Genomic DNA, 21,773 nt, shown 5'->3' with positions numbered 1-21,773 from the left:
ATATGCGTAAATGAAAAATATCATACAAAATAAAACGGCAAGCACACCGCTCGCCATTTTTCGACGGTCTATACCATCCTCATTATATACAGAGCTTGTGGGATATGCAATAACAATTCGGTTAAATTCACAATATAATCACAAGAAGTAAACAAATCTACCCTCAAATACAAAAAAGCGCCGTTTTTCACGGCGCTTTTTGAGCAATACTCCCTTATACGTTGAAGCGGAACAGGACGACGTCCCCATCCTGCATCACATATTCCTTGCCCTCCGAGCGGACAAGGCCCTTTTCGCGGGCCGCCGCCAGCGACCCAAGCTCGATCAGATCCTGATAGCCGATCACCTCGGCGCGGATAAAGCCGCGTTCAAAATCCGAATGGATCTTTCCGGCGGCCTGCGGCGCCTTGGTACCCTTTTCAATCGTCCATGCGCGCACCTCCTGCTCTCCCGCAGTCAGGTAGCTCATCAGGCCGAGCAGGTCGTAGCACACGCGGATCAGGCGGTCCAGGCCGGATTCGTGCAGTCCCAGTTCGGAAAGGAACATCTCCTTCTCCTCCGCGTCCATGCCCGCGATATCCTCTTCCAGCTTGGCGCAAATCGGCAGCACCATCGCGCCCTCCGCGTCCGCGATCGCCTGTACTGCCTTCAGGCGCTCGTTCTCGGCCGCGTCGCCGGTAAAGCCCGCCTCGTCCATATTGGCGGCGTAGATCACCTTTTTCGCGGAAAGCAAGTCGCTCTCTTTTACCACGCGGTCAACGTCCTCATCCTCGCCGAAGCCCTCGAACGTGCGCGCGGTCCTGCCCTCCTCCAGATGCGCCTTGAGCGCCTCGAGGAGCTCCACATCCCGACTCAGCTTTTTGTCCGCCTTGGCAGCCTTGCGGGTGCGCTCCAGGCGGCGCTCCAGATGCTCGATATCCGCCAGGATCAGCTCAAGGTTGATGGTTTCAATGTCGCGTGCGGGATCGACCGAGCCTTCGACGTGGACGATATTCTCATTGTCAAAGCAGCGGACGACGTGGACGATCGCATCCACCTCGCGGATGTGGGACAGGAACTTGTTGCCCAGCCCCTCGCCCTTGCTCGCGCCGCGCACCAATCCCGCGATATCCACAAACTCCACCACCGCAGGGGTGGTCTTTTTCGCGTGGTACAGGTCGGTCAGCGGCTGCAGGCGCTCGTCCGGCACGGCCACCATGCCGACGTTGGGGTCGATGGTGCAGAACGGGTAGTTCGCGCTCTCCGCGCCCGCCTGCGTGATTGCATTGAACAAAGTCGATTTCCCGACATTCGGAAGCCCGACGATACCGAGTTTCATGATTGCCATTCCTCCAATTAGGATAAGGGAAGCCCTGTCCCCGTTTTTTGTCTTGCAAATAGTATACCGCTTTCGCTGGCATTTTGCAATCTTTTGCGGTATACTATTGTCACCGTTTCTGGTATCAACATTGCAGGCTGCTGCGGAAAGGGAACCATTATGCCGTCTTATGCCACCCATCATATTTTTGCCGCGACCGTCCAGCGCGTTACAGGAGACTCGGCCGCGCACATCGCCGCCACCTACCCCGCGGGATACCGCTGGGGCGCACAGGGGCCGGACCCGCTTTACTATTACCACGCGCCATTCTCCGGCCCGCTGGGCCGTTTGGCGCGCCGCATGCACACCGAGCCGCCCGGCGCTTTGTTTGAAGCGCTGTGCGTCGCCGCTGTGCAGCAGCATGACGCCGCCGCGCTCGCGTATGTGTTCGGCTTCTGCACACACTACGCGCTCGACCGCGTGACCCACGCTTTCCTGGAGGCGCAGGCCGACCGCCTCTCGCTCTACCTGCCCAATTATTCCGCCGAGGCGCGGCGCAAGCTGGTTGAAAGCGATATCGACGGCATCCTGATCACCAATTACATCGCTGCCGCCCCCGCGGAGTTTGAGGCGTTCCGCCTGCTCGATCCCAGCGCCGCGGAATGCACCGTGCTGGCGCGCGTGCTGGCCGGCGCGGCGAAAAGCGCGTGCGGCGCGCGCGTCTCCCCCGCCGCGGTGTACCGCTCGCTGCACGACATGCGCCGTGTGCTGCACCTGACGCACAGCGGCAGCCATATCCGCGGCCGCCTGGTGCATCTGGAGCGGCTCGCGGGCAAGGCCGGTCTCGCCTCCTCGCTGATCCGTCCCGCCGAACCGCTCGCCGCGGACTGCGCCAACCAGTCGCACCGCCCCTGGTCCTCGGGTAACGGCGAACGAACCGAGTCCTTCTGCGACCTGTTCGACGCGGCCGTGCCGCTCGCCGTGTCGCTTCAGCGCGCAGTCCTCGAACGCTATTATCAGCAAAAGCCCCTCGATCCGCGATTTTTCCCCACGAATTTCTGCGGCGCTGCAACGTAAATTTAATTTTCTGGAGCCAATCGACAGGTTTCGTATGACTTCGCCCTCCAAAGCGGTTAAGGTATCCATTGTTACCAAACTGTAACCTTGGACATTTGGAAAGGAGGGAATATGGAGGAGCGCTTTTCTCCATACTACCGTCATGCGAAACCTGTTATCATTTTTTGCCGGACTTTTTTCCGGCCTGTTATTTGCCCTTGTGCGGGCCATATTGCTGCTTGACCGCCTAATCTGTTGGTTCTGGGATCTGCCCTGCTGGGCGGCGCTTGCCCGCGTATGCCGCGCGGCGGCAAAGCGGCGCGCGGTCTGCGCAGCGGCCGTGTTCCTCCCCGTGTTCTTTGTGCCCAGCGCGCTGCTGCTGCACAGCGGCACCCTGGTGCTGGCGAACGGCAGGCCGCTCGGCCTGGTCGAGGAGGCGGACACGCTCTCCGCTGCGGTCGCGGAAATCGAACAGAGCGCGGGCGCGCTCGCGGGCGGGGAATACACGCTCCCCGTCTGCATTGAAACCAAACCGTCCTATGCACTGGAGGACCAGTTCCTGACCGGCGATACGCTCAAGGCCGAGCTGATCGACGCCAGCGGGGAACTGGACACGCTTGCCGTGATCTCGGTCGACGGCGAGCAGGCGGGCGTCTGCCGCTCGGCGGACGAGGCGCAGGCGCTGCTCGACCGCGTCAAGGCGCAGTACACGACCGCAACCGATGAGGACGCGGACTTCCTGCAGGAGGTGCGTGTGGACAATGTCGTCGCCCAGACCTCGCTGGTTTCGGATTTCGGCGCGCTGTACAGCACGCTCTCCCCCGCTTGGATGTGACCGCGACGCGCTCGGTCACCTATACTGAGGAAATCCCCTATGAAACGATCACCCGCGAGAACGACCAGCTCGACCAGACCTACCGCGCCACCGTGCAGGAGGGCTGCGCGGGCGAGGCGGTCGTCACCGCCGAGATCGAAACCGTGGACGGACAGGAACATGGCCGCACCATCCTTGCGCGCACGGTGCTGAGCGACGCGAGGAATGAGATCGTCGAGGTAGGCACTAGGAATGTCGGCATCGGCACAGGCGAATTTTCCGTGCCGCTGACGAGCTACACCTTCACCTCTGCGTTCAAATGGCGCTGGGGCAGGCTGCACGGCGGCGTGGACCTTGCGGTGGGAGAAGGCACGCCAGTCTACGCGGCGGACAACGGCAAGGTCATCGTTGCCGAGGATTCGGGCAACGGGTACGGCAACTATATCATCCTCGATCACCAGAACGGCTTCAAGACCCTATACGGGCATAATTCCGAGCTGCTGGTATCGGTCGGGGACGTGGTCGCCAAGGGCGACCGGATCGCGCTTTCCGGCAACACGGGCAATTCGACCGGTCCGCACCTGCATTTTGAGATACAGGTCAACGACGAAAAGGTTGACCCGCAGCAGTACCTGACGCTCTCGTAAACGGAAAAAGCGCTGTGGACAGTGATCCACAGCGCTTTTTATGGTTCATCGAGGAATACCCGTATCTCCATCGCCTCACCGATCTGGGAAAACGGGTCAGTGCTTCAGGTCCGGATGCGTTCGCCCATCTCCGCACTCGCATGCCCCAGCACCGGCAACAGCACCGCGCATACGATCACGCCGGCCAGCCCCTGCACGATATTGAACGGCACGCCGGCCAGTACAGCCGCAACCGCAGCGCCCGCCGCGCTCCCCGCGACCAGCTCCATGCCGACCTCATACACATAATAGCCCGCGACCATCACGATTTCCGCGGGAATACCGCACAGCGCCACGCGTACCGGCATATTCATCCGCTCCCGTCCGGCCATGTGGTGGTAGAGCCAGCCGCCCGCCAGCGCGGTCAGCGCCTTGATGGCGAACGTACCCGGCACCCAGGCCATATAACCGCCGAACAGGTCGGCCAGCATCGAGCCGATGCCCGCCGCGACCGCGCCCAGCCCCGGCCCCAACAGGATGCCGCAGAGCAGCACCAGCCCGTCGCCCAAGTGAATATAGCCGAGCGTCGGCGTCGGGATACGGATAATCATGGTTGCGACCGTCGTCAGCGCCGCGAGCAGAGCAGCAAGGATGATCGTTCTGGTTTTTTTGCTTTTCATATTGTGACACCCTCTCTGTTTTTCCTTTGTTGGTACTATTGTACTCCCTGTATGGCCTTTTACAAAGCGCCAGATCAAACATTTTTCATAATGCCAGACTGCATGAAGAAAAGCGGCCCATCCGCAGATAGGCCGCCTGGTACTTTCCGTCTCAGCGCTTGTTGGAACGCTTCCAGATGTGCATTTTTTCCGCGTCCTGAATGAGCTGCTCGCGGAAGTCGGGATGCGCGACCGAGATCAGCGCCTCCGCGCGCTGCCAGGAGGACAGGCCCTTGAGACACACCTTGCCGTACTCGGTAACGAACCAGTGTACGTTCGGGCGCGCGTCGGTCACGACCGAACCGTCCGCCAGCGTCGGGCGGATGCGGGAAGCGATCGAGCCATCCTTCTGCTTGAATGTGGACGAACAGCAGATAAAGCTCTTACCGCCCTTGGACAGGTACGCGCCCAGCACAAAGTCGAGCTGGCCGCCCGCGCCGGAGATCTGCTTGGTGCCGGCCGTTTCCGCGTTCACCTGGCCGAACAGGTCGATATCCACTGCGTTGTTGATCGAAATAAAGTTGTCGATCTGGGCGATGGTGCGCGCGTCGTTGGTATAGGATACGGGAGCCGCGTAGCATTCCGGATTGTTGTCGATATAGTCATAGAGCTTTTTGGTGCCAGCGCCGAACGCATACACCTGCTTGCCCCGATCGATCCCCTTGCTCAGGCCGTTGATCTTACCCGCCATGGCGATGTCGACAAACGCGTCCACATACATCTCGGTATGTACGCCGAGATCCTTCAGGTCGGATTCCGCAATCATGGAACCGACCGTATTCGGCATGCCGCCGATGCCCAGCTGCAGGCAGGCGCCATTCGGGATCTCCTCCACGATCAGCTTGGCCACCGCGCGGTCAACGTCGGTCGGCGCACCGCCGGCGCCCAACTCCGCGATCGGCGGGTTCTCACCCTCGACGACCATATCTACCTCGGAGATGTGGACCGCTTCCTCAAAGCCGCCCAGGCAGCGCGGCATGTTCTTATTGACCTCGACGATGACAACGTCGGACACGTCGCACACTGCCTTCAGGTGGGACGCGTTCGGGCCGAAGCTGAAGTAGCCGTGGCTGTCCATCGGCGCAACCTGGAACATCGCCACGTTGACGTGCTTGACATTCTCCCGGTAGTAGCGCGGCAGCTCGGAATAGCGCAGCGCATTATAAAAGCCGAAGCCCGCGGTGCAGGCCTTGCGCTCGACGCCGCCCATGTGCCAGGAGTTCCAGGTGATCTTCTTTTCTACGTCCGGAATCTGGAATATAGCGGGCTGCCACATCAGGATGCCGCCGCGCAGGTTGATATCCTCCAACTCGCTCATCCGTCCGGCGAGCGCCTTGTCCAGCGCGCAGGCCGTGCCGGTACACCAGCCGTAGTCCACCCAGTCGCCCGATTTGACCACCTTGACAGCCTCATCCGCCGTGGTCAGCTTCTGCTGATAAAGAGCTTCGTAATCCATGATTGCCCAAACCTCCGTCTTTGTTTATTCTTTAACAATCTTGTTATCTATTATATCTATTGTATATAATACTATATTCCCCCTGTACAGGTCAAGCAAGGAGTTGCCATTTACAACACTTACAACCATTCACCCAGAAAGTGACCAGAAAGTTTTTCTTGATTTTCTTAAATAAAGTGGTACAATGATAAATGACTTTCACAGTACCGTAATTATGCAATGAATTTAGGAGGGCATTCCCATGAAAACCAAAAAGCTTCTGGCGCTGTTGCTCGCCGGCGCGATGAGCGCCTCTCTGCTGGCAGGCTGCGGCAGCGACAGCTCCGCCGATACCACGAGCGGCGACGACGCGGCCAATCCGTCCGACACCGCCGCCGCAGACAGCGACCTGGCGCAGATCGAAGACGCCGGCAAGCTGAAAATCGGCTACACGGTCTATGAGCCGATGAACTATACCGACGAGCAGACCGGCGAATTCACCGGCTTTGACACCGAGTTCGCGCAGGCGGTCTGTGAAAAGCTCGGCGTGGAGCCGGAATTCATCGAGATCGTTTGGGATACCAAGCAGGTCAGCCTGGAAAGTGGTGAGGTGGACTGCCTGTGGAACGGCATGACCATCACGGAGGACCTCAAGCAGAATATTTCGGTTTCCGACCCCTATGTACAGAATACCCAGGTGGTCGTCACCAAGACAGAAAACAAGGATACTTACGCGGATTACGCCAATCTGGTCGGCAAGACGGTGGCGGTAGAGGCCGGTTCGGCCGCACAAAGCGTGGCAGAGGAGGACGAAAACCTCAGCCAGTCCAACCTGGTCACGGTCAGCAAGCAGACCGACGCGCTGCTCGAGGTCAAGTCGGGTACGGCGGACGCCGCAATTTTTGACCAGACCATGGCGGAAAACATGATCGGCGAGGGTACCGACTTCGCGGACCTGACCATCTGCGGCGTATTCCATGAGGAGCAGTATGGCATCGGCTTCCGCAAGGGAAGTGACCTGTGCGACAAGGTCAATGAGATCATGGCTACACTGAATGAAGACGGTACGCTGCAGTCTCTGGCTGAAAAATACGGCCTTTCCCTAGCAGAATAAACAAATTTACCTACACAAATTTTACACCGAACGGGACAGCTTACTGCTGCCCCGCTTGGTTTTGTTTGGAGGAATCCTATGAACCCCTCGGTTATCTTCACCAATCTGTTCCAAAGCTTTGGAATCAACTGCACGATCTTTGTGGTCACACTGCTGGTCGCGCTGCCCGTCGGCCTGCTTGTGGCGTTCGGCGCCATGAACAGGTGGGAACCGTTCCGCTGCCTACGCGGCAGCCGCCTTGCGTCCGGCAAATGGGGCGCCATGCTGGTCGGGCTGCGCCCGATCGCCCTTCTCATCAAGTTCTTTGTGTGGATCGTCCGCGGCACGCCGCTCATGCTGCAGATCATCTTCATCTACTATGGCCCCGGCCTGCTGCACTGGGGCCAGCCGTGGAACGCCATGGGTACGGACGGGCGCGTGGTCGCGACCTGCGCCGCGTTCGCAATCAACTACGCCTGCTATTTTTCCGAGATTTTCCGCGGCGGTATCCAGTCTATCCCGCGCGGCCAGTATGAGGCCGGCCAGGTGCTCGGCATGACCAAACGGCAGATTTTCTTCAAGATCACGCTGCTGCAGGTCGTCAAGCGCGTGATCCCGCCCATGGGCAACGAATTCATGACGCTTATCAAGGATACCGCGCTGGCCAACATCATCGCCACCAAGGAGATCATCATGATGAGCAAGGAATTCATCAACCGCGGCCTGATCTGGCCGTTGTTCTCCACCGCCCTTTTCTTCCTCGTGTTCTGCGGCGTGCTGACGCTGCTGTTCGGCTGGCTGGAAAGGAAAATGGACTATTTCCGTGTATAAGGAGCGAGCCGCAATGCCTATTCTTGAAGTACAAAACATCGAAAAAAGCTTTGGCCCGACCAAGGTGCTACAGGACATCAGCTTTTCCCTGGAACGCGGCAAGGCGCTGGCCATTATCGGCTCGTCCGGTTCGGGCAAGACGACCCTGCTGCGCTGCCTGAACTTTCTGGAAATCCCAAACGCGGGCCGTATCCTGGTAAACGGCGAAACCCTGTTTGACGCCGCCGACCGCGCCGCCAAGAGCGACGCGGAAATCCGCCGCCGGCGCCTGCATTTCGGCATGGTGTTTCAATCGTTCAACCTGTTCCCGCAGTACACTGCGCTTGAAAACGTCATGCTGGCCAGCCTGATGCTCGCCAAGGAGCGGCCGGATTACAAGCAGAACCGGCACGCCATCCATGAGGAGATTGAAAACCACGCCATTGAGCTGCTCGCCCAGATGAGCCTAGAGGGCCGCATGAGCCACTACCCCCACCAGCTTTCCGGCGGCCAGCAGCAGCGCGTGGCCATTGCGCGGGCGCTCGCGCTCCAGCCGGACATCCTCTGCTTTGACGAGCCCACCTCCGCGCTCGACCCCGGAGCTGACGGGCGAGGTCCTGCGCGTTATCCGTTCGCTCGCGGACCAGCACACCACCATGATTATCGTTACGCACGAGATGGCTTTCGCCCGCGATGTGGCCGACCACGTGCTGTTCATGGACGCGGGCGTGATTGTGGAGGAAGGCACGCCCAGCGAATTGTTTGAAAATACACAAAATGAGCGTACCCGCGCCTTTTTGAGCCGTTTTTCGCAAAACAACTAAATCCTGTTTGAATCCGCCCATTCTTTTCGGCTATTCTGCCCGTTTTTTCTTTACAGACGGGTTTCGATGCGTTAAAACAGCCCTGTATTCCAAAATACAGGGCTGTTTATTGTCTTTTTGTACAGGATTTGGTGGTTATTTTTTGGTGATTTTTTTGTTCGTTTGTGTTGAAGTTGTGGACGGGATTTGCTACAATAAAAGCGCAGGGCAAATTGCCTGATATGATGCGCATAAAAGCCCGCACGGCCTTTATAAATTTTATGAATGGAGATGTTCAACTATGGCTATGGATGCTTTCAGTGCTTCTTTGATGAAAGACAAAAGAGAGATCGTCATTGCCCCCACTATCTACAAGTTTGAAACGTTCGGCGACTTCGCCGGGGAGTTCAAGCTCGGCGAACGCGACGTCGTTCTGACCAATGAGTTCATCTACAAGCCCTTTATGGCGGAGCTTGGTCTGAAGAGCCAGTTCGTGTTCCAGGAGAAGTTCGGCGCAGGCGAACCCTCCGAAGCCATGATCGAAACCATGTACGAAGCGATCCCGTACGACTCCTACGACCGCGTCATCGCTGTCGGCGGCGGCGCCATCATGGACCTTTGCAAGCTGCTCGGCTGCAAGCGCCCGGCATCTGTACATGAACTGTATTTCAAGCGCGAGCCCGTTGTACATGAAAAAGAAGTCATCGCGATCCCGACCACCTGCGGCACCGGTTCCGAAGTCACCAACATTTCGGTCGCCATCGTCAAGGACGAAAAGGACGGTAAGCTGACCGGCGGCGAAACCAAGCTCGGCCTGGTTTCCGACGATATCATCCCGAACAAGGTCTGTCTGGTGCCCGACCTGCTCAAGACCCTGCCGTACAAGCCGTTCGCCGCTTCCGCGATCGACGCGCTCATCCATGCGACCGAGTCGTTCCTGTCCCCGCACCGCAAGACCGTCACCTCCGAGATGTTCTCGGTCAAGGCGATGGAAATGATCCTCGAAGGCTTCCGCCGCATCGCGCTCGAGGGGCCGGACGCCCGCATCGATTACCTTGGCGAGTTTGTCACCGCTTCCCTGTTCGCCGGCATCGCGTTCCTCAAGGCCGGCTGCGCGACCGTACACGGCATGTCCTTCCCGCTCGGCGGCACCTACCATGTACCGCACGGCGAATCCAACTATGCGCTGTTCAGCAAGATCCTTGAGCTGTACGACGAGTACGAGCCGGCCGGTGAGCTTGGCAAGTTCAAGGAGATCGTCGCCCGCTGCCTCGGCTGCACCAAGGACGATGCGCTGCGCACCCTGAATGTGACCCTCGAAAAGGTCCTCCCGCTCAAGCCGCTGCATGAGTACGGCTTCAAGGAAGAGGATATCAAGAGCTTCCCACTCTCGGTCGAGGCGAACCAGCAGCGCCTGATTACCAACTCTTACCGTCCGTGGAGCATTGAGCTGAGCGAACGCGTATACCGCGAGTGCTTCTAAACCCAGTAAGCATATCGCCTGAACAGGGCGGGGACCCCCGCGTTCCCCGCCCTGTTTTTATAGCAACCTGATAAAAGAAAGGATACTTGATCGATATGATGACCAAAGACCAATATATCGAGTCCCTGCGGAAGCTGCACCTGAACCTGTACAGCTTTGGGGAAAAGGTGGAGAATCCGGTGGATAACGCGATCATCCGCCCGTCGCTGAACTCGTTCGCGGCGACCTATGAGCTGGCGGAGGATCCGCAGTACGAGGACCTGATGACCGCGACCTCCAACCTCACGGGCAAGAAGATCAACCGCTTCACCCATCTGCATCAGTCCACGGACGACCTGATCAAGAAGGTGAAGATGCAGCGCCTGCTGGGGCAGAAGACCGCCGCCTGCTTCCAGCGCTGCGTCGGCATGGACGCGTCCAACGCGGTCTACTCCACCACCTATGAAACCGACGAGGCGTGCGGCACGCATTACTTTGATAACTTCGTGAAGTTCTGGACCGACGTGCAGGAGAACGACTGGGCGGTGGACGGCGCGATGACCGACGTCAAGGGCGACCGCAGCCTGTCCCCCTCCAAGCAGGCGGATCCGGACCTGTTCCTGCATGTGGTGGAGCGCACGGCGGACGGCGTTTACGTCACGGGCGCGAAAGCGCACCAGACCGGTTATATCAACAGCCATTATGTGCTGGTGATGCCGACGATCTCGATGCGCGAGGGGGACGAGGACTACGCGATCTCGTTCGCCTGCCCGACGGACGCGGAAGGCATTACGCTGATCCTTGGGCGGCAGTCGTGCGACACGCGCAAGACCGAGGAATACAACGACATCGACGTGGGCAACAAGGTCTACGGCGGGCATGAGGTGCTGGTGATCTTCGACCATGTGTTCATCCCGAACGAAATGATCTTCCTGAACGGGGAGGTGCAGTTCGCGGGCATGATGGTAGAGCGGTTCGCGGGCTACCACCGCCAGAGCTACGGCGGGTGCAAGGTAGGCGTGGGCGACGTGCTGATCGGCGCGACGGCGCTTGCGGGCGATATGGCAGGCTCGGCGAAGGCCAGCCATGTGAAGGATAAGCTGATCGAGATGACGCACCTGAACGAGACGCTGTACTGCTGCGGCATCGCATGCTCCAGCCAGGGAACGAAGACAAAGAGCGGCAACTACCTGATCGACCTGCTGCTGGCGAACGTATGCAAGCAGAATGTGACGCGGTTCCCGTATGAGATTGCGCGGCTGGCGCAGGACCTTGCGGGAGGTCTGATGGTGACGCAGCCGAGCGAGGCGGACTACCGGAATCCGGCGACGCACGACTACATCGAGAAGTACCTCAAGGGGGTGGCAAGCGTGCCGACCGAGGACCGCATGCGCGTACTCCGGCTGATCGAGAACATGACGATGGGTACGGCCGCGGTTGGCTACCTGCCCGAGTCCATGCACGGCGCAGGCTCCCCGCAGGCCCAGCGCATCATGATCGCACGGCAGTCCAACCTCGAAATGAAAAAAGAACTCGCCAAGAAGATTGCCCGTATCAAGTAATCTCTGAAGCATCCCATAGGCACCCGCGGGCGATCCGTGAGTGCCTATGTTTGCGCTTAGACAAAAGGAGGTTTACGCACCCATGCTGCGCTGCACTGTCAAATTCTGCGGCGGCTGCAACCCGCGGTATGATCGCGGTGCAGCCTATCAAGCCGTGCGCTCCTCCCTTTCGGATGTCGCACAGTTCTCCTATCCGGAGGATGGCACCCACTACGACGCATTGCTGATTATTCGCGGCTGCACCGGCTGTCCCTATCTGTATGAGGACATTGATGCCGACCGCCGCTTCCTGCTGGTGTCGGCGGACGAGATCCCGTCGGTCACTGAGCAGATCCGGCTGCTCGCGTAAATGAAACGGGCTGCGCACGCCCGTTACTCTGAGGAGGATGATAGAACATGAAGAAAGTAAGCATTATCTCTGCAGAAGAGGCCGCCCTGAAAGTACAGGACGGCGACACGATCGCCACCGGCGGCTTCGTCTCCTGCGCCTGTCCGGAAACCCTGTCCAAGGCGCTGGAAAAGCGCTTTCTGGAGACCGGCCATCCGAACAATCTGACGCTGTTCTTCGCGGCCGGCCAGGGCCACCGCGACGGCACCGGCGGCGACCACTACGGCCACGAGGGCATGGTAAAGCGCGTCATTGGCGGCCACTGGGACCGCGCGCCCCGTCTGGGAGAGCTGGCGCTGGCCAACAAGATCGAGGCGTACAACCTGCCGCAGGGCGTTATTTCGCATATGTACCGCGATATCGCGGCGCACAACATTGGCACGATCACCCACGTCGGCCTCAAGACCTTTGCCGACCCGCGCAACGGCGGCGGCAAGCTCAACGATGTGACCAAGGAGGATCTGGTCAAGGTCGTCAACATCGAGGGGCAGGAGCGCCTGCTGTATAAGGGCTTCCCGATCAACGTGGTGTTCCTGCGCGCTTCCTACTGCGACGAATACGGCAACTGCACCGTACACCGCGAGATCGGCCCGCTGGACGTGACCGCGATGGCGCAGGCGTGCAAGAACTCGGGCGGCAAGGTCATCGTGCAGGTCGAAAAGATCGTGCAGGGCGGCTCGCTCGATCCGAAGCTGGTGGCGATTCCGGGTATTTATGTGGATTCGGTCGTCGTCGGCTCGGAGGAGGAAAACATGCAGTGCCTCGGCATGCCGTATGACGGCGCGCTGACCGGCGAATTCCGCATTCCGGTGGACGCCATCCCGCCCATCCCGATGGACGCCAAGAAAATCATCGCCCGCCGCGCGGCTATGGAGCTGCCGCCGGATGCGATCGTCAACCTTGGTACCGGCGCTCCGGAAAAGATTGCCAACGTCGCCGCCGAGGAGGGCATTTCGGACAAGATGACCCTGACCGTCGAGGCCGGCTCGATCGCGGGCGTCCCCTATGGCGGCACCCAGTTCGGCGCGGCCGCCAACGCAATGTGCATCATCCCGCACAACGTGCAGTTTGACTTCTACCAGGGCGGCGGCCTGGACGTCGCGTTCCTTGGCCTGGCTGAAACCGCGCCCAACGGCGATCTGAACGTGTCCAAGTTCGGCACCCGCCTAGCCGGCGCGGGCGGATTCATCGACATCACCCAGAACGCCAAAAAGGTCGTCTACTGCGGCACGTTTACCGCCAAGGGCCTCAAGACCGAGTGCCGCGACGGCAAGCTGATCATCACCCAGGAGGGCGCGAAGAAGAAGTTCGTCAATGCGGTCGAGCACATCACGTTCTCCGGCGACTATGCCAACGAGGTACACCAGCCCGTCCTGTACATTACCGAGCGCTGCGTGTTCGAGTTGCGTCCGGAGGGCGTTACCCTGGTCGAGATCGCGCCCGGCATCGACCTGCAGACCCAGGTGCTCGATCAGATGGAATTCGCGCCCCAGATCGCCCGCCAGGCGGACGGTTCGATCAAGCTGATGGACTCGCGTATTTTCCGCGACGAACTGATGGGTCTGGCAAACGATTAATTCCCGATTTATTCCTTGTGTGTGTTGTGCAAGTTATGGGTATTTTAAGATTTGGGCCATATTCCTTACAAAAACCCCTTGCATTTTTCTGCACATTTGATAAAATATTAACGAACTCGTTAAGAGATGTCACAAACCGCTGCGCCGGCATCACCGGCGTAAGAGAAGAAAAGGAGAAACAGCCAAATGAACGTTTATATCTGTTCCGCAGCCCGTACCGCGATCGGTACTTACGGCGGCACCCTCCGCGACGTACCCGCAGCCCAGCTCGGCGTTGTTGCCGCCAATGCGGCGATCGAGCGCGCCGGTGTGGACAAGGAAGCGATCGATGAAGTAATGTTCGGCCAGGTGCTGCAGGGCGGCTGCGGCCAGAACGTTGCCCGTCAGGTCCTGATTGGCGCGGGCCTGCCGATCACCACCCCCGCCATGACCCTCAACAAGGTCTGCGCGTCCTCCATGCGCGCAATTTCGCTCGGTTCCCAGATCATCCGTTCCGGCGAGGATCAGCTCATGCTGGTCGGCGGCGTTGAGTCCATGTCCGGCGCACCGTACGTTTCCCACAACGTGCGCTGGGGCGCGCGCATGAACGACGTCAAGCTGGTCGATATGATGGTTCATGACGGCGTATTTGATATTTTTAACCAGTACCACATGGGCATCACCGCGGAAAACGTTGCCGAGCAATATGGCATCACCCGCGAGATGCAGGACCAGATCGGCTACGAATCCCAGATGAAGGCCGCCAAGGCGATTTCCTCCGGCCGCTTCAAGGACGAGATTGTTCCGGTAGAGGTCAAGAAGAAGAAGGAAACCGTTATTTTCGATACCGACGAGCACTGCCGCCCGCAGACCACGCTGGAAGGACTGGCCAAGCTGCGTCCGGCGTTCAAGAAGGACGGTACCGTCACCGCGGGCAACGCTTCCGGCATCAACGACGCCGGTGCCGCGATGATTATCGCGTCCGAGGATTATGTGAAGGCGCACGGCCTCAAGCCGCTCGTCAAGATCCGTTCGTTCGGCTCTGTCGGCTGCGACCCGTCCATCATGGGCGTCGGCCCGATCGAGTCCACCCGCCAGGCGCTGGGGCGCGCCGGCCTGACCGTTGCCGACCTCGACCTTGTCGAGTCCAACGAGGCGTTTGCCGCGCAGGCCGCTGCGGTCAACCGCGAGCTGGGCTTTGATATGGACAAGGTCAATGTCAACGGCGGCGCGATCGCACTGGGCCACCCGATCGGCGCGGCAGGCTGCCGTATCACCACCACGCTGATCTACGAAATGATCAAGCGCGACTCCACCCTCGGCCTTGCCACCATGTGCATCGGCGGCGGCATGGGCGAAGCGATCATTGTTGAGCGCGACGAGCTCTGCAAGTAAATCAAACCGGCATGATAGGGGGCTTTTTGCAGGCCCCCTATCTCCAAAGCATTCGATTGCGCAGGTGCGCGGCGCACCTCGTATATAAGATTCCGACATCAATTTGAAGGGAAGTCTTACCAATGACTGATGTAGTAGTTGAAAAGAAAGGCCATGTAGCGGTCGTCAAGATCGAGCACATGAAAGCCATGAACGCGCTGTCCACCGATATGTACGGCCAGCTCGAGGAAGCGTTCGACGAAGTTGCGGCAATGGACGACGTATACTGCGTCGTGCTGACCGGTTCCTCCATGGTAAACAAGAAGGGCAAGACCGTCAACTCTTTCGTGGCCGGCGCGGACATTTCCGAAATGTCCACCCTGTCCGTTGAGGAAGGCAAGAAGTTCGGCAACAACGGCAACCGTGTTTGCTGGAAGATCGAGAACTTCAAGCGTCCGGTCATTGCCGCAATCAACGGCTTCTGCCTGGGTGGCGGCTGCGAGTTGGCGATGTCCTGCGATATCCGCCTTGCATCCGATAACGCGCTGTTCGGCCAGCCGGAGGTTGGCTTGGGCATCACGCCGGGCTGCGGCGGCACGCAGCGTCTGGCCCGCATCGTAGGCCTCGGCAAGGCCAAGGAGCTTATTTATACCGCCCGCGGCAACTACACCGCACAGCAGGCGCTGGAGATGGGCCTGGTCAACTACGTTTACCCGCTGGAGCAGCTGATGGACGAAGCCATGAAGCTGGCCGAGGAGATTGCGGCGCAGGCGCCGATCGCTGTCGCGCTCTGCAAGGAAGCGATCAACGTCGGCATGCAGACCGACCTGAATTCCGCGCTCAAGCTGGAGGGCAACATCTTCGGCGAGTGCTTCGCGACTGAGGACCAGAAGTATGGCATGGCTTATTTCCTTGATAAGAATAAGGAAAAGCCCGCCAAGGAGTTCAAGAACAAGTAAGCGCGTTTGTTTATCTGCAATCATTGAGAGAGAGGGTTATATAATATGAAAGTTTGTGTATTCGGCGCCGGCAACATGGGCGCGCGCATTACGGAAGTTTTCCTGACCAACGGCCATGAGGTAACGATGCTTGACGTAAAGCAGGAGTTCATCGACCGCGGCGTTAAGACCATCACCAACGACCTGTCCTTCCTCGTCAAGAAGGAAAAAATGACCGAAGAGAAGAAGAACGAACTGCTCGCTTCCCTCAAGACCTCGCTGGACCGCAAGGCTGCCGCTGACGCCGACTTCATCATGGAAGTCATCCTGGAGCGCATGGACCTGAAGAAAGAGCTTCTTCAGGAGTTGGACCAGATCTGCCCTGCGCATACCATTTTCGGCTCCAACACCTCCGCGCTGTCCATCACCGAGATGGCCGCCAGCGTGCCGAACCGCGCTGACAAGGTGATCGGCTGCCACTTCTTCAATCCGGCTCAGATCATGAAGCTGGTCGAGGTTACCCGCGCGATCCAGACCTCGGACGAGACGTTCCAGGCCGCGTTCGACCTGATGGCTTCCTTGGGCAAGACTCCGGTATCGGTCAACGAAGGCCCTGGCTTTGTCGTAAACCGTATCCTGATCCCGATGATGAACGAGGCCATGGGCATTGTTGCTGACGGCATCGCTTCCCCTGCTGATATCGACGTTGCCATGCAGCTCGGCGCCGGCATGAAGTCCGGCCCGCTCCACACCGCCGACTTGGTTGGCCATGATGTCAACCTCGCGATCATGGAGACGCTGTACCGCGAGACCGGCGATCCGAAGTACCGTCCGCATCCGCTGATGCGCAAGATGGTCCGCGCCGGCTGGCTCGGCGTCAAGACCGGCAAGGGCTTCTTCGAGTACGACGAGAACGGCAAGGAAATCGTAAAGTAATCAAGCAGAAAAAAGAGGGGACTGTACTTGTACAGTCCCTTCTTTTTGTGAGAAAATTAAACCCATGAAATATCTTGATTTTTGCACAGTTTTTATGAAAGCTGTTTGGATGATTCTACAATTTTTTCTCAACGTATGGTATTTTTCGTGTAAACACGATATAATGTTACATGTATGGAAAATAGAGCCGCACCATCGCCGCCGATACGGCAAAGGCAGTCAAATCCGCGCAAAGGGCGGCAAACACGGCATAGCGGAGCCGGTTTAGCCCTAAATGACCGCTGTAAACGCTGATCGTGTAGAAGCTGGTTTCAGACGAACCCAGCATGACCGCCGCCACGCGACCGGCATAGCTGTCCGGCCCGCAGCGCTGCATGATCTCGCTGCCCAGCGCCAAACCGCCGCCGCCGCTGATCGGTTTCAGCAGGGTCAGCGCGGTGCATTCCTTTGGAATGCCAAGCAAATTCAACAGCGGCGCAAGTGCGGCCGCCGCTAAATCGATTGCTCCGGACGCCCGCAGCATGTAAACGACCGTCAGCATGCCGACCATGGTCGGCAGCAGCTCAACAGCCGTTTTCAGGCCGCTTTTGGCACCGCGCAGAAAAGTGGGAAACACGTCTACCCCTTTATACAGTGCGTATAGCCCCACTGCCGCCAGCAGCATTGGGATAAACGCACTCTGTAGCATCCGCATGTTTCCTCCCCTTTCCCGCTAGCCCGCGTTTATTTTCAAATTTTAGGAAATATTTTTGGAAATAACAGGCAATTCGACATTTTTTGTGCTTTCCATATGCAATAATACAAATTGTAATCCGAACAGGTATTTCCCCTTATTTTTCATCGGGAAATAGCGGGCGGAGGATACGCGCACTCAGCAGGACGACCGCGACAGACGCCACGGACGCCCCCCAAACCGCCGGCATGATGTCAAACGGCGCTGCAGCGCCGCACGACGCGCGTACCGCCGCCACCGTGGACGGGATGATCTGTATGGACGCCGTATTCAAGGTGATCAATGTCAAAACGGTATCCGGCGAACCGCGCCGGCCGGCAAGCGTGTACAGCCGGTCGACTGCGCGCAGCCCCAGCGGCGTAGCCGCATTGGACAGTCCCAGCAGGTTTGCCGTCACATTGGCGCTCACCAGTTCCATGGCCTCTCTGTCGTTCGCTGCCTTGCCAAACAGCGGCCGGAGCAGGGGCGTAAGCGCATGGGACAGCTTTTCCGCCAATCCGGAAGCGCGGATCACCTCCATCACGCCGCTCCAAAAGCACATCAGGCCGGCGATGCTGATGGCTAACGTGACCGCTTCCGACGCGCCTGTTCCCACTGCGGCAGTGACCGCGTCCAACCGGCCGGTCACCGCCCCGCAAAGCAGGGCCAGGGCCAGAAATGCGACCCAGATCACGGAAAGCATTTACGCCTCTCCCCTCCCTTGTAGAAAAAAGCCGGTCTCCTCCATACAGGGAGCCGCAACATGGATTGATGCTGGCAAAGGAATGAATGAAGAATGAAGGAGTGTATATCAAATGAAATCCACTGGTATTGTCCGTAAGGTTGACGAACTGGGCCGAATCGTACTACCGATCGAGCTGCGCAGGACGCTCGATATCGATGTGAAAGACGCCCTGGAAATCTATGTGGAGGGCAGCCAAATCATCCTGAAAAAGTACGAGCCTGCCTGCGTCTTCTGCGGCAGCTCAAAGGACGTAATCCACTTCAAGGATAAAAACGTCTGCCGCAACTGCATTCATGATTTGGAATCTATCTGATTGATCTGATGCGTACATAGGTCGGCCACCCTCTTCAGCAAGGGTGGCCGTTCTTTTTTCCCTGCCGCGCAGTATCCCGCCCCGCCTGGGTGCGGTATTTCTCCCGCGTCGCCATGCCGCCGCGGATGTGCCGCTCCTTTTTATTGGTGTACAGCACCTCCTGCACGCGGTCATACAGCACGGCGTTGAGCTTTTTCAGCCTTGTCGTAATATCCTTATGTACCGTTGATTTAGAAATGCCAAATTTGGCCGCCGTTTGGCGCACCGTCGCCTTTTCTTCGATCATATATTGTGCGAGCCGGACCGCCCGCTCTTCGGGTAAGCCTTTCACGATCGTCCCCCCTGCCTGTCGACGCTTTGATTACTACAAATCTATGCAGCGCAAAAGGCAGGTAGAACGCGCTTTTTGCCGGAGTTGCTCCGGCCGACTTATCCGCAAAACGAGCCGCCGCTTCCCGCAAAAAAATGCGCCGCTTCATTTGAGCAGCGCATTGATCCCTTGTGTATGGTATTCCACCAGCCGGTTCAATCCGGTCCGCACCTCGCGCGGACGGACGCGGTTCTTTAATATCTGCACGGTCCCGTCAATCAGGTTGCGGGCCATGATCTGTGCCAGCAGCAAGCAGTTGTCCTCATCTGCCAGCAGCGGCGCAGTCTTTGCCGCCAGCATATCGATCAGGCTACTGCGCAGCCCCTCATACCGTGTCCCCTGCGACTGCTCCATAATGAGCAGCAGGCCGTATTTCTCGGCCAGCAGCAAAGAAATGACCTCTTCAGTCAGCAGGACCTGGTATTCGCGCGCGCCGGTGCGCGGGTCAAAGCGCTTGTCCCGAAAGCGCATAATCAGGCGCTTGAGCCCCTCCGCGGCGCCGTCCGTCAGCTCGTAAAACAACTCTTCCTTGTTTTTGAAGTAATGGTACAGATTGCTCTTGCTGATATTGACCTTATCCGCAATCATCTGCAGAGAGGTCCGGTCATACCCTTTCTGCAGAAATAGATGCTGGGATTCCAGCAAAATCTTATGCCGTAGCTCGTCTTTCAAAACCTGCACAATAAAGACCACCCGTTCATTTCTTCCTATATTATAGCATTATGGCGTATTTTGTCAATACAAATGGGTTTTACAGGCGTTAAGACTGCGTCAGTTTTCAGGCCTTCCCGCGCCTCTATTCCCACGGAAAAGGGCGCCGGAATCGTCCGGCGCCCTTGCGCTCTGTTTTTGCGGCGCCCGCTTACGCGCCGAATACTTTCAGCAGGAAGCCCGCCGCGACAGCGGAGCCGATTACGCCCGCAACGTTCGGACCCATGGCGTGCATGAGCAGGAAGTTCGCCGGGTTGGCCTTCTGGCCTTCGACCTGCGAAACGCGCGCGGCCATCGGGACTGCGGAAACGCCGGCCGAGCCGATCAGCGGGTTGACCTTGCCGCCCGACAGCTTGCACATGATCTTGCCGAACAGCAGGCCGCCGATCGTGGAGAACATGAACGCGATCAAGCCGAGGACGATGATCTTGATCGTCTCCATGGTCAGGAACTTCTCCGCGACCGCCTTACACCCGACAGACAGGCCGAGGAAGATGGTGACGATATTGCACAGCGTGTTTTGTGCCGTGTCGGACAAACGATCGGTCACGCCGCATTCGCGGAACAGGTTGCCCAGCATCAGCATGCCGATCAGCGGCGCCGTATCCGGAATGAGCAGGATAACCACGGTCGCTACCGCGATGGGGAACACGATCTTCTCGGTCTTGGACACCGGACGGAGCTGCTCCATCTTGATCTCGCGCTCCTTTTTGGTCGTCAGCGCGCGCATCAGCGGCGGCTGTATCAGGGGGATAAGCGCCATATAGGAATACGCGGCGATCGCGATTGCAGGCAGGTAATCCGCAGCCAGACGCGAGGTGACCAGGATAGCGGTCGGGCCGTCCGCGCCGCCGATAATGCCGATCGAAGCAGCTACATTCGGGGCAAAGCCCAGCGCCAGCGCCATCAGGAACGCGGCAAAAATGCCGAGCTGCGCCGCCGCGCCCAGCAACAGCGAGGACGGCCGCGCGATCAAGGGGCCGAAGTCGGTCATCGCGCCGATGCCAAGGAAAATCAGCGAGGGGTAGATCGCATGCTCTACCCCCTGATAGAACACCCACAGCATGCCGGGGCTGGCGCCGTTTGCCGGCGCGTTGAGCAGGCCGGTCAGGGGGAAGTTCGCCAGCAGGATGCCGAACGCGATCGGTACAAGCAGCAGCGGCTCAAACTTTTTGCCGATGCCGAGAAACAGCAGCACAAACGCGATCAGGATCATGACCAGGCTGCGCGGGTCGCTGAACAATGCGGCGAAGCCCGAGCCGGCCAGGATCTCCTCTAGCGCGCCTATAAATGAAAATTGCATGTTACGCGCCTCCCGTTACATCGTGCAAAGCGCCGTACCGGTTTCAACGGTCGCGCCCTTCTGCACGCTGACCGAACCGACGGTACCATCATGCGGCGCACAGATCTCATTTTCCATCTTCATCGCTTCCAAGATGAACAGGACGTCGCCCGCCTTTACCGCCTGTCCCGCCGCGCAGCGGACATCCAGAATCGTACCCGGCATGGGCGCCGCGACGATCTCACCGCCAGCCGGAGCCGCCGGTGCGGGCGCGGCAGCCGGAGCCGGCGCTGCGGCCGGTGCGGGTGCGGCCGCCGGAGCCGCCGGCGCGCTCCCGACGCAGACCGCGCTTGCGGAGCCCTTGTCCACCTCAACCTCATACTGTTTCCCATTGAGTGTAACCAGATATTTCATTGTTTTCTTTCCCCCTTATACAGCCTTGATAGACTTGAACACGAGCTGGTCGAGCGGAATGCCCGTTTCATGGCTTACGATCGCCATTACGCATGCCGCCTGTGTTTCGTCAACGCCCTCCAGCACGACCTGCGGCGCTGCGGCGGCCGGCGCGGGCGCGGCAGCGGGCGCAGCAACCGGAGCCGCTGCGGGCTGGGACGCCGCCGCGACCGGCGCGGCTTTCTTTTCCACGCCGCCGACGATACGGGACACCACAATGATGACGCCCCACAATAATGCCAGCATCAAAAATACGATCACAAAGCCGGACAGCGCAACCATCACTGCCTCGACCGGACTAAGCGGTCCTTGTATCAT

The 21,773-nt window shown here is 58.9% G+C and carries 23 protein-coding genes and 1 pseudogene; 14 read left to right on the top strand and 10 right to left on the bottom strand.

Features of this window, described 5'->3' with window-relative positions; all coding sequences use genetic code 11:
* Positions 1-214: 214 nt before the first annotated feature.
* Positions 215-1,318, bottom strand: a complete 1,104-nt coding sequence (ychF, locus tag RX717_RS03985; protein WP_186949735.1) for a redox-regulated ATPase YchF — start codon at positions 1,316-1,318, stop codon at positions 215-217.
* 159 nt (positions 1,319-1,477) lie between these two features.
* Between ychF and RX717_RS03980 the strand changes: the two genes are divergently transcribed.
* From RX717_RS03980 to RX717_RS03970, 3 genes are all read left to right on the top strand, one after another.
* The gene (locus RX717_RS03980; protein WP_107630924.1) at positions 1,478-2,374 is read left to right on the top strand and encodes a hypothetical protein; all 897 of its coding nucleotides are present in this window, start codon (positions 1,478-1,480) and stop codon (positions 2,372-2,374) included.
* Positions 2,375-2,585: 211 nt separating this feature from the next.
* Complete coding sequence (locus tag RX717_RS03975; protein ID WP_316960554.1) at positions 2,586-3,188, top strand: hypothetical protein; 603 nt, start codon at positions 2,586-2,588, stop codon at positions 3,186-3,188.
* Positions 3,185-3,814 (top strand): M23 family metallopeptidase, encoded by a 630-nt coding sequence (locus RX717_RS03970; protein ID WP_316960653.1) that lies wholly within the window; start codon positions 3,185-3,187, stop codon positions 3,812-3,814. The genes RX717_RS03975 and RX717_RS03970 overlap by 4 nt, the downstream gene beginning before the upstream one ends.
* Positions 3,815-3,918: 104 nt before the next feature.
* Here the strand turns inward: RX717_RS03970 and RX717_RS03965 are convergent, their stop codons facing one another.
* On the bottom strand, positions 3,919-4,473 hold the full coding sequence (locus tag RX717_RS03965; protein ID WP_107630926.1) for an ECF transporter S component: 555 nt from the start codon (positions 4,471-4,473) through the stop codon (positions 3,919-3,921).
* 151 nt (positions 4,474-4,624) lie between these two features.
* Entirely contained in the window at positions 4,625-5,968 is a 1,344-nt protein-coding gene (locus RX717_RS03960) for a butyryl-CoA:acetate CoA-transferase (protein WP_054328306.1), read from the bottom strand.
* 241 nt (positions 5,969-6,209) lie between these two features.
* Between RX717_RS03960 and RX717_RS03955 the strand changes: the two genes are divergently transcribed.
* From RX717_RS03955 to RX717_RS03910, 10 genes and pseudogenes are all read left to right on the top strand, one after another.
* Positions 6,210-7,061: a transporter substrate-binding domain-containing protein gene (locus RX717_RS03955; RefSeq protein WP_054328305.1), complete on the top strand. Its 852-nt coding sequence runs from the start codon at positions 6,210-6,212 to the stop codon at positions 7,059-7,061.
* 78 nt (positions 7,062-7,139) lie between these two features.
* Positions 7,140-7,871 carry an amino acid ABC transporter permease gene (locus RX717_RS03950; protein ID WP_054328304.1) on the top strand — a complete coding sequence of 244 codons (732 nt, stop codon included), beginning with the start codon at positions 7,140-7,142 and terminating at the stop codon, positions 7,869-7,871.
* Between the two features lie 13 nt (positions 7,872-7,884).
* Positions 7,885-8,674 (top strand): annotated as a pseudogene (locus tag RX717_RS03945) (amino acid ABC transporter ATP-binding protein).
* 280 nt (positions 8,675-8,954) lie between these two features.
* Positions 8,955-10,136: a 4-hydroxybutyrate dehydrogenase gene (locus RX717_RS03940; RefSeq protein WP_242977827.1), complete on the top strand. Its 1,182-nt coding sequence runs from the start codon at positions 8,955-8,957 to the stop codon at positions 10,134-10,136.
* 95 nt (positions 10,137-10,231) lie between these two features.
* The gene (locus RX717_RS03935; RefSeq protein ID WP_390125245.1) at positions 10,232-11,677 is read left to right on the top strand and encodes a 4-hydroxyphenylacetate 3-hydroxylase family protein; all 1,446 of its coding nucleotides are present in this window, start codon (positions 10,232-10,234) and stop codon (positions 11,675-11,677) included.
* Between the two features lie 82 nt (positions 11,678-11,759).
* Entirely contained in the window at positions 11,760-12,026 is a 267-nt protein-coding gene (locus tag RX717_RS03930; RefSeq protein WP_054327257.1) for a hypothetical protein, read from the top strand.
* A gap of 47 nt (positions 12,027-12,073) precedes the next feature.
* A complete protein-coding gene (locus RX717_RS03925; RefSeq protein WP_054327256.1) occupies positions 12,074-13,642 on the top strand; it encodes an acyl CoA:acetate/3-ketoacid CoA transferase in 1,569 nt (522 codons plus the stop codon).
* Between the two features lie 186 nt (positions 13,643-13,828).
* Entirely contained in the window at positions 13,829-15,016 is a 1,188-nt protein-coding gene (locus RX717_RS03920) for an acetyl-CoA C-acetyltransferase (RefSeq protein ID WP_054327255.1), read from the top strand.
* Between the two features lie 122 nt (positions 15,017-15,138).
* A complete protein-coding gene (locus RX717_RS03915; RefSeq protein ID WP_054327254.1) occupies positions 15,139-15,954 on the top strand; it encodes an enoyl-CoA hydratase-related protein in 816 nt (271 codons plus the stop codon).
* Between the two features lie 45 nt (positions 15,955-15,999).
* Positions 16,000-16,869 carry a 3-hydroxyacyl-CoA dehydrogenase family protein gene (locus RX717_RS03910; protein WP_054327253.1) on the top strand — a complete coding sequence of 290 codons (870 nt, stop codon included), beginning with the start codon at positions 16,000-16,002 and terminating at the stop codon, positions 16,867-16,869.
* A 166-nt stretch (positions 16,870-17,035) separates the two neighbouring features.
* Here RX717_RS03910 and RX717_RS03905 read toward each other — a convergent pair whose 3' ends face one another.
* The gene (locus tag RX717_RS03905; RefSeq protein WP_242977829.1) at positions 17,036-17,557 is read right to left on the bottom strand and encodes a nucleoside recognition domain-containing protein; all 522 of its coding nucleotides are present in this window, start codon (positions 17,555-17,557) and stop codon (positions 17,036-17,038) included.
* A 142-nt stretch (positions 17,558-17,699) separates the two neighbouring features.
* The gene (locus RX717_RS03900) at positions 17,700-18,284 is read right to left on the bottom strand and encodes a nucleoside recognition domain-containing protein (RefSeq protein ID WP_054327251.1); all 585 of its coding nucleotides are present in this window, start codon (positions 18,282-18,284) and stop codon (positions 17,700-17,702) included.
* A 112-nt stretch (positions 18,285-18,396) separates the two neighbouring features.
* Here RX717_RS03900 and RX717_RS03895 point away from each other — a divergent pair, with 112 nt between their 5' ends.
* Complete coding sequence (locus tag RX717_RS03895; protein ID WP_054327250.1) at positions 18,397-18,639, top strand: AbrB/MazE/SpoVT family DNA-binding domain-containing protein; 243 nt, start codon at positions 18,397-18,399, stop codon at positions 18,637-18,639.
* Between the two features lie 34 nt (positions 18,640-18,673).
* On the opposite strand, the gene RX717_RS03890 is transcribed toward RX717_RS03895, so the two are convergent.
* From RX717_RS03890 to RX717_RS03870, 5 genes are all read right to left on the bottom strand, one after another.
* Entirely contained in the window at positions 18,674-18,970 is a 297-nt protein-coding gene (locus RX717_RS03890; RefSeq protein ID WP_054327249.1) for a sporulation transcriptional regulator SpoIIID, read from the bottom strand.
* Positions 18,971-19,114: 144 nt separating this feature from the next.
* Positions 19,115-19,690: a TetR/AcrR family transcriptional regulator gene (locus RX717_RS03885; RefSeq protein WP_159068070.1), complete on the bottom strand. Its 576-nt coding sequence runs from the start codon at positions 19,688-19,690 to the stop codon at positions 19,115-19,117.
* A 181-nt stretch (positions 19,691-19,871) separates the two neighbouring features.
* Positions 19,872-21,023, bottom strand: coding sequence for a sodium ion-translocating decarboxylase subunit beta (locus tag RX717_RS03880; protein ID WP_107630929.1), 1,152 nt, complete (start codon positions 21,021-21,023; stop codon positions 19,872-19,874).
* Between the two features lie 15 nt (positions 21,024-21,038).
* Positions 21,039-21,416: a biotin/lipoyl-containing protein gene (locus RX717_RS03875; protein ID WP_107630930.1), complete on the bottom strand. Its 378-nt coding sequence runs from the start codon at positions 21,414-21,416 to the stop codon at positions 21,039-21,041.
* Positions 21,417-21,431: 15 nt separating this feature from the next.
* Entirely contained in the window at positions 21,432-21,773 is a 342-nt protein-coding gene (locus RX717_RS03870; protein ID WP_199855180.1) for an OadG family protein, read from the bottom strand.

It is taken from the genome of Intestinibacillus sp. NTUH-41-i26 (assembly GCF_032769475.1).
GTDB classification, from domain to species: Bacteria; Bacillota; Clostridia; order Oscillospirales; family Butyricicoccaceae; genus Agathobaculum; species Agathobaculum ammoniilyticum.
The sequence above is the reverse complement of the archived record's forward strand: the minus strand, read 5'-3'. Positions and strand labels throughout refer to the sequence as shown.

Excerpts from the sequence above, each read along its gene's own strand:
- ychF (WP_186949735.1), bottom strand. The coding sequence starts at position 1,318 with ATGAAACTCGGTATCGTCGGGCTTCCGAATGTCGGGAAATCGACTTTG.
- RX717_RS03980 (WP_107630924.1), top strand. The coding sequence starts at position 1,478 with ATGCCGTCTTATGCCACCCATCATATTTTTGCCGCGACCGTCCAGCGC.
- RX717_RS03965 (WP_107630926.1), bottom strand. The coding sequence starts at position 4,473 with ATGAAAAGCAAAAAAACCAGAACGATCATCCTTGCTGCTCTGCTCGCG.
- RX717_RS03960 (WP_054328306.1), bottom strand. The coding sequence starts at position 5,968 with ATGGATTACGAAGCTCTTTATCAGCAGAAGCTGACCACGGCGGATGAG.
- RX717_RS03955 (WP_054328305.1), top strand. The coding sequence starts at position 6,210 with ATGAAAACCAAAAAGCTTCTGGCGCTGTTGCTCGCCGGCGCGATGAGC.
- RX717_RS03950 (WP_054328304.1), top strand. The coding sequence starts at position 7,140 with ATGAACCCCTCGGTTATCTTCACCAATCTGTTCCAAAGCTTTGGAATC.
- RX717_RS03940 (WP_242977827.1), top strand. The coding sequence starts at position 8,955 with ATGGCTATGGATGCTTTCAGTGCTTCTTTGATGAAAGACAAAAGAGAG.
- RX717_RS03935 (WP_390125245.1), top strand. The coding sequence starts at position 10,232 with ATGATGACCAAAGACCAATATATCGAGTCCCTGCGGAAGCTGCACCTG.
- RX717_RS03930 (WP_054327257.1), top strand. The coding sequence starts at position 11,760 with ATGCTGCGCTGCACTGTCAAATTCTGCGGCGGCTGCAACCCGCGGTAT.
- RX717_RS03925 (WP_054327256.1), top strand. The coding sequence starts at position 12,074 with ATGAAGAAAGTAAGCATTATCTCTGCAGAAGAGGCCGCCCTGAAAGTA.
- RX717_RS03920 (WP_054327255.1), top strand. The coding sequence starts at position 13,829 with ATGAACGTTTATATCTGTTCCGCAGCCCGTACCGCGATCGGTACTTAC.
- RX717_RS03915 (WP_054327254.1), top strand. The coding sequence starts at position 15,139 with ATGACTGATGTAGTAGTTGAAAAGAAAGGCCATGTAGCGGTCGTCAAG.
- RX717_RS03910 (WP_054327253.1), top strand. The coding sequence starts at position 16,000 with ATGAAAGTTTGTGTATTCGGCGCCGGCAACATGGGCGCGCGCATTACG.
- RX717_RS03905 (WP_242977829.1), bottom strand. The coding sequence starts at position 17,557 with ATGCTACAGAGTGCGTTTATCCCAATGCTGCTGGCGGCAGTGGGGCTA.
- RX717_RS03900 (WP_054327251.1), bottom strand. The coding sequence starts at position 18,284 with ATGCTTTCCGTGATCTGGGTCGCATTTCTGGCCCTGGCCCTGCTTTGC.
- RX717_RS03895 (WP_054327250.1), top strand. The coding sequence starts at position 18,397 with ATGAAATCCACTGGTATTGTCCGTAAGGTTGACGAACTGGGCCGAATC.
- RX717_RS03880 (WP_107630929.1), bottom strand. The coding sequence starts at position 21,023 with ATGCAATTTTCATTTATAGGCGCGCTAGAGGAGATCCTGGCCGGCTCG.
- RX717_RS03875 (WP_107630930.1), bottom strand. The coding sequence starts at position 21,416 with ATGAAATATCTGGTTACACTCAATGGGAAACAGTATGAGGTTGAGGTG.
- RX717_RS03870 (WP_199855180.1), bottom strand. The coding sequence starts at position 21,773 with ATGATACAAGGACCGCTTAGTCCGGTCGAGGCAGTGATGGTTGCGCTG.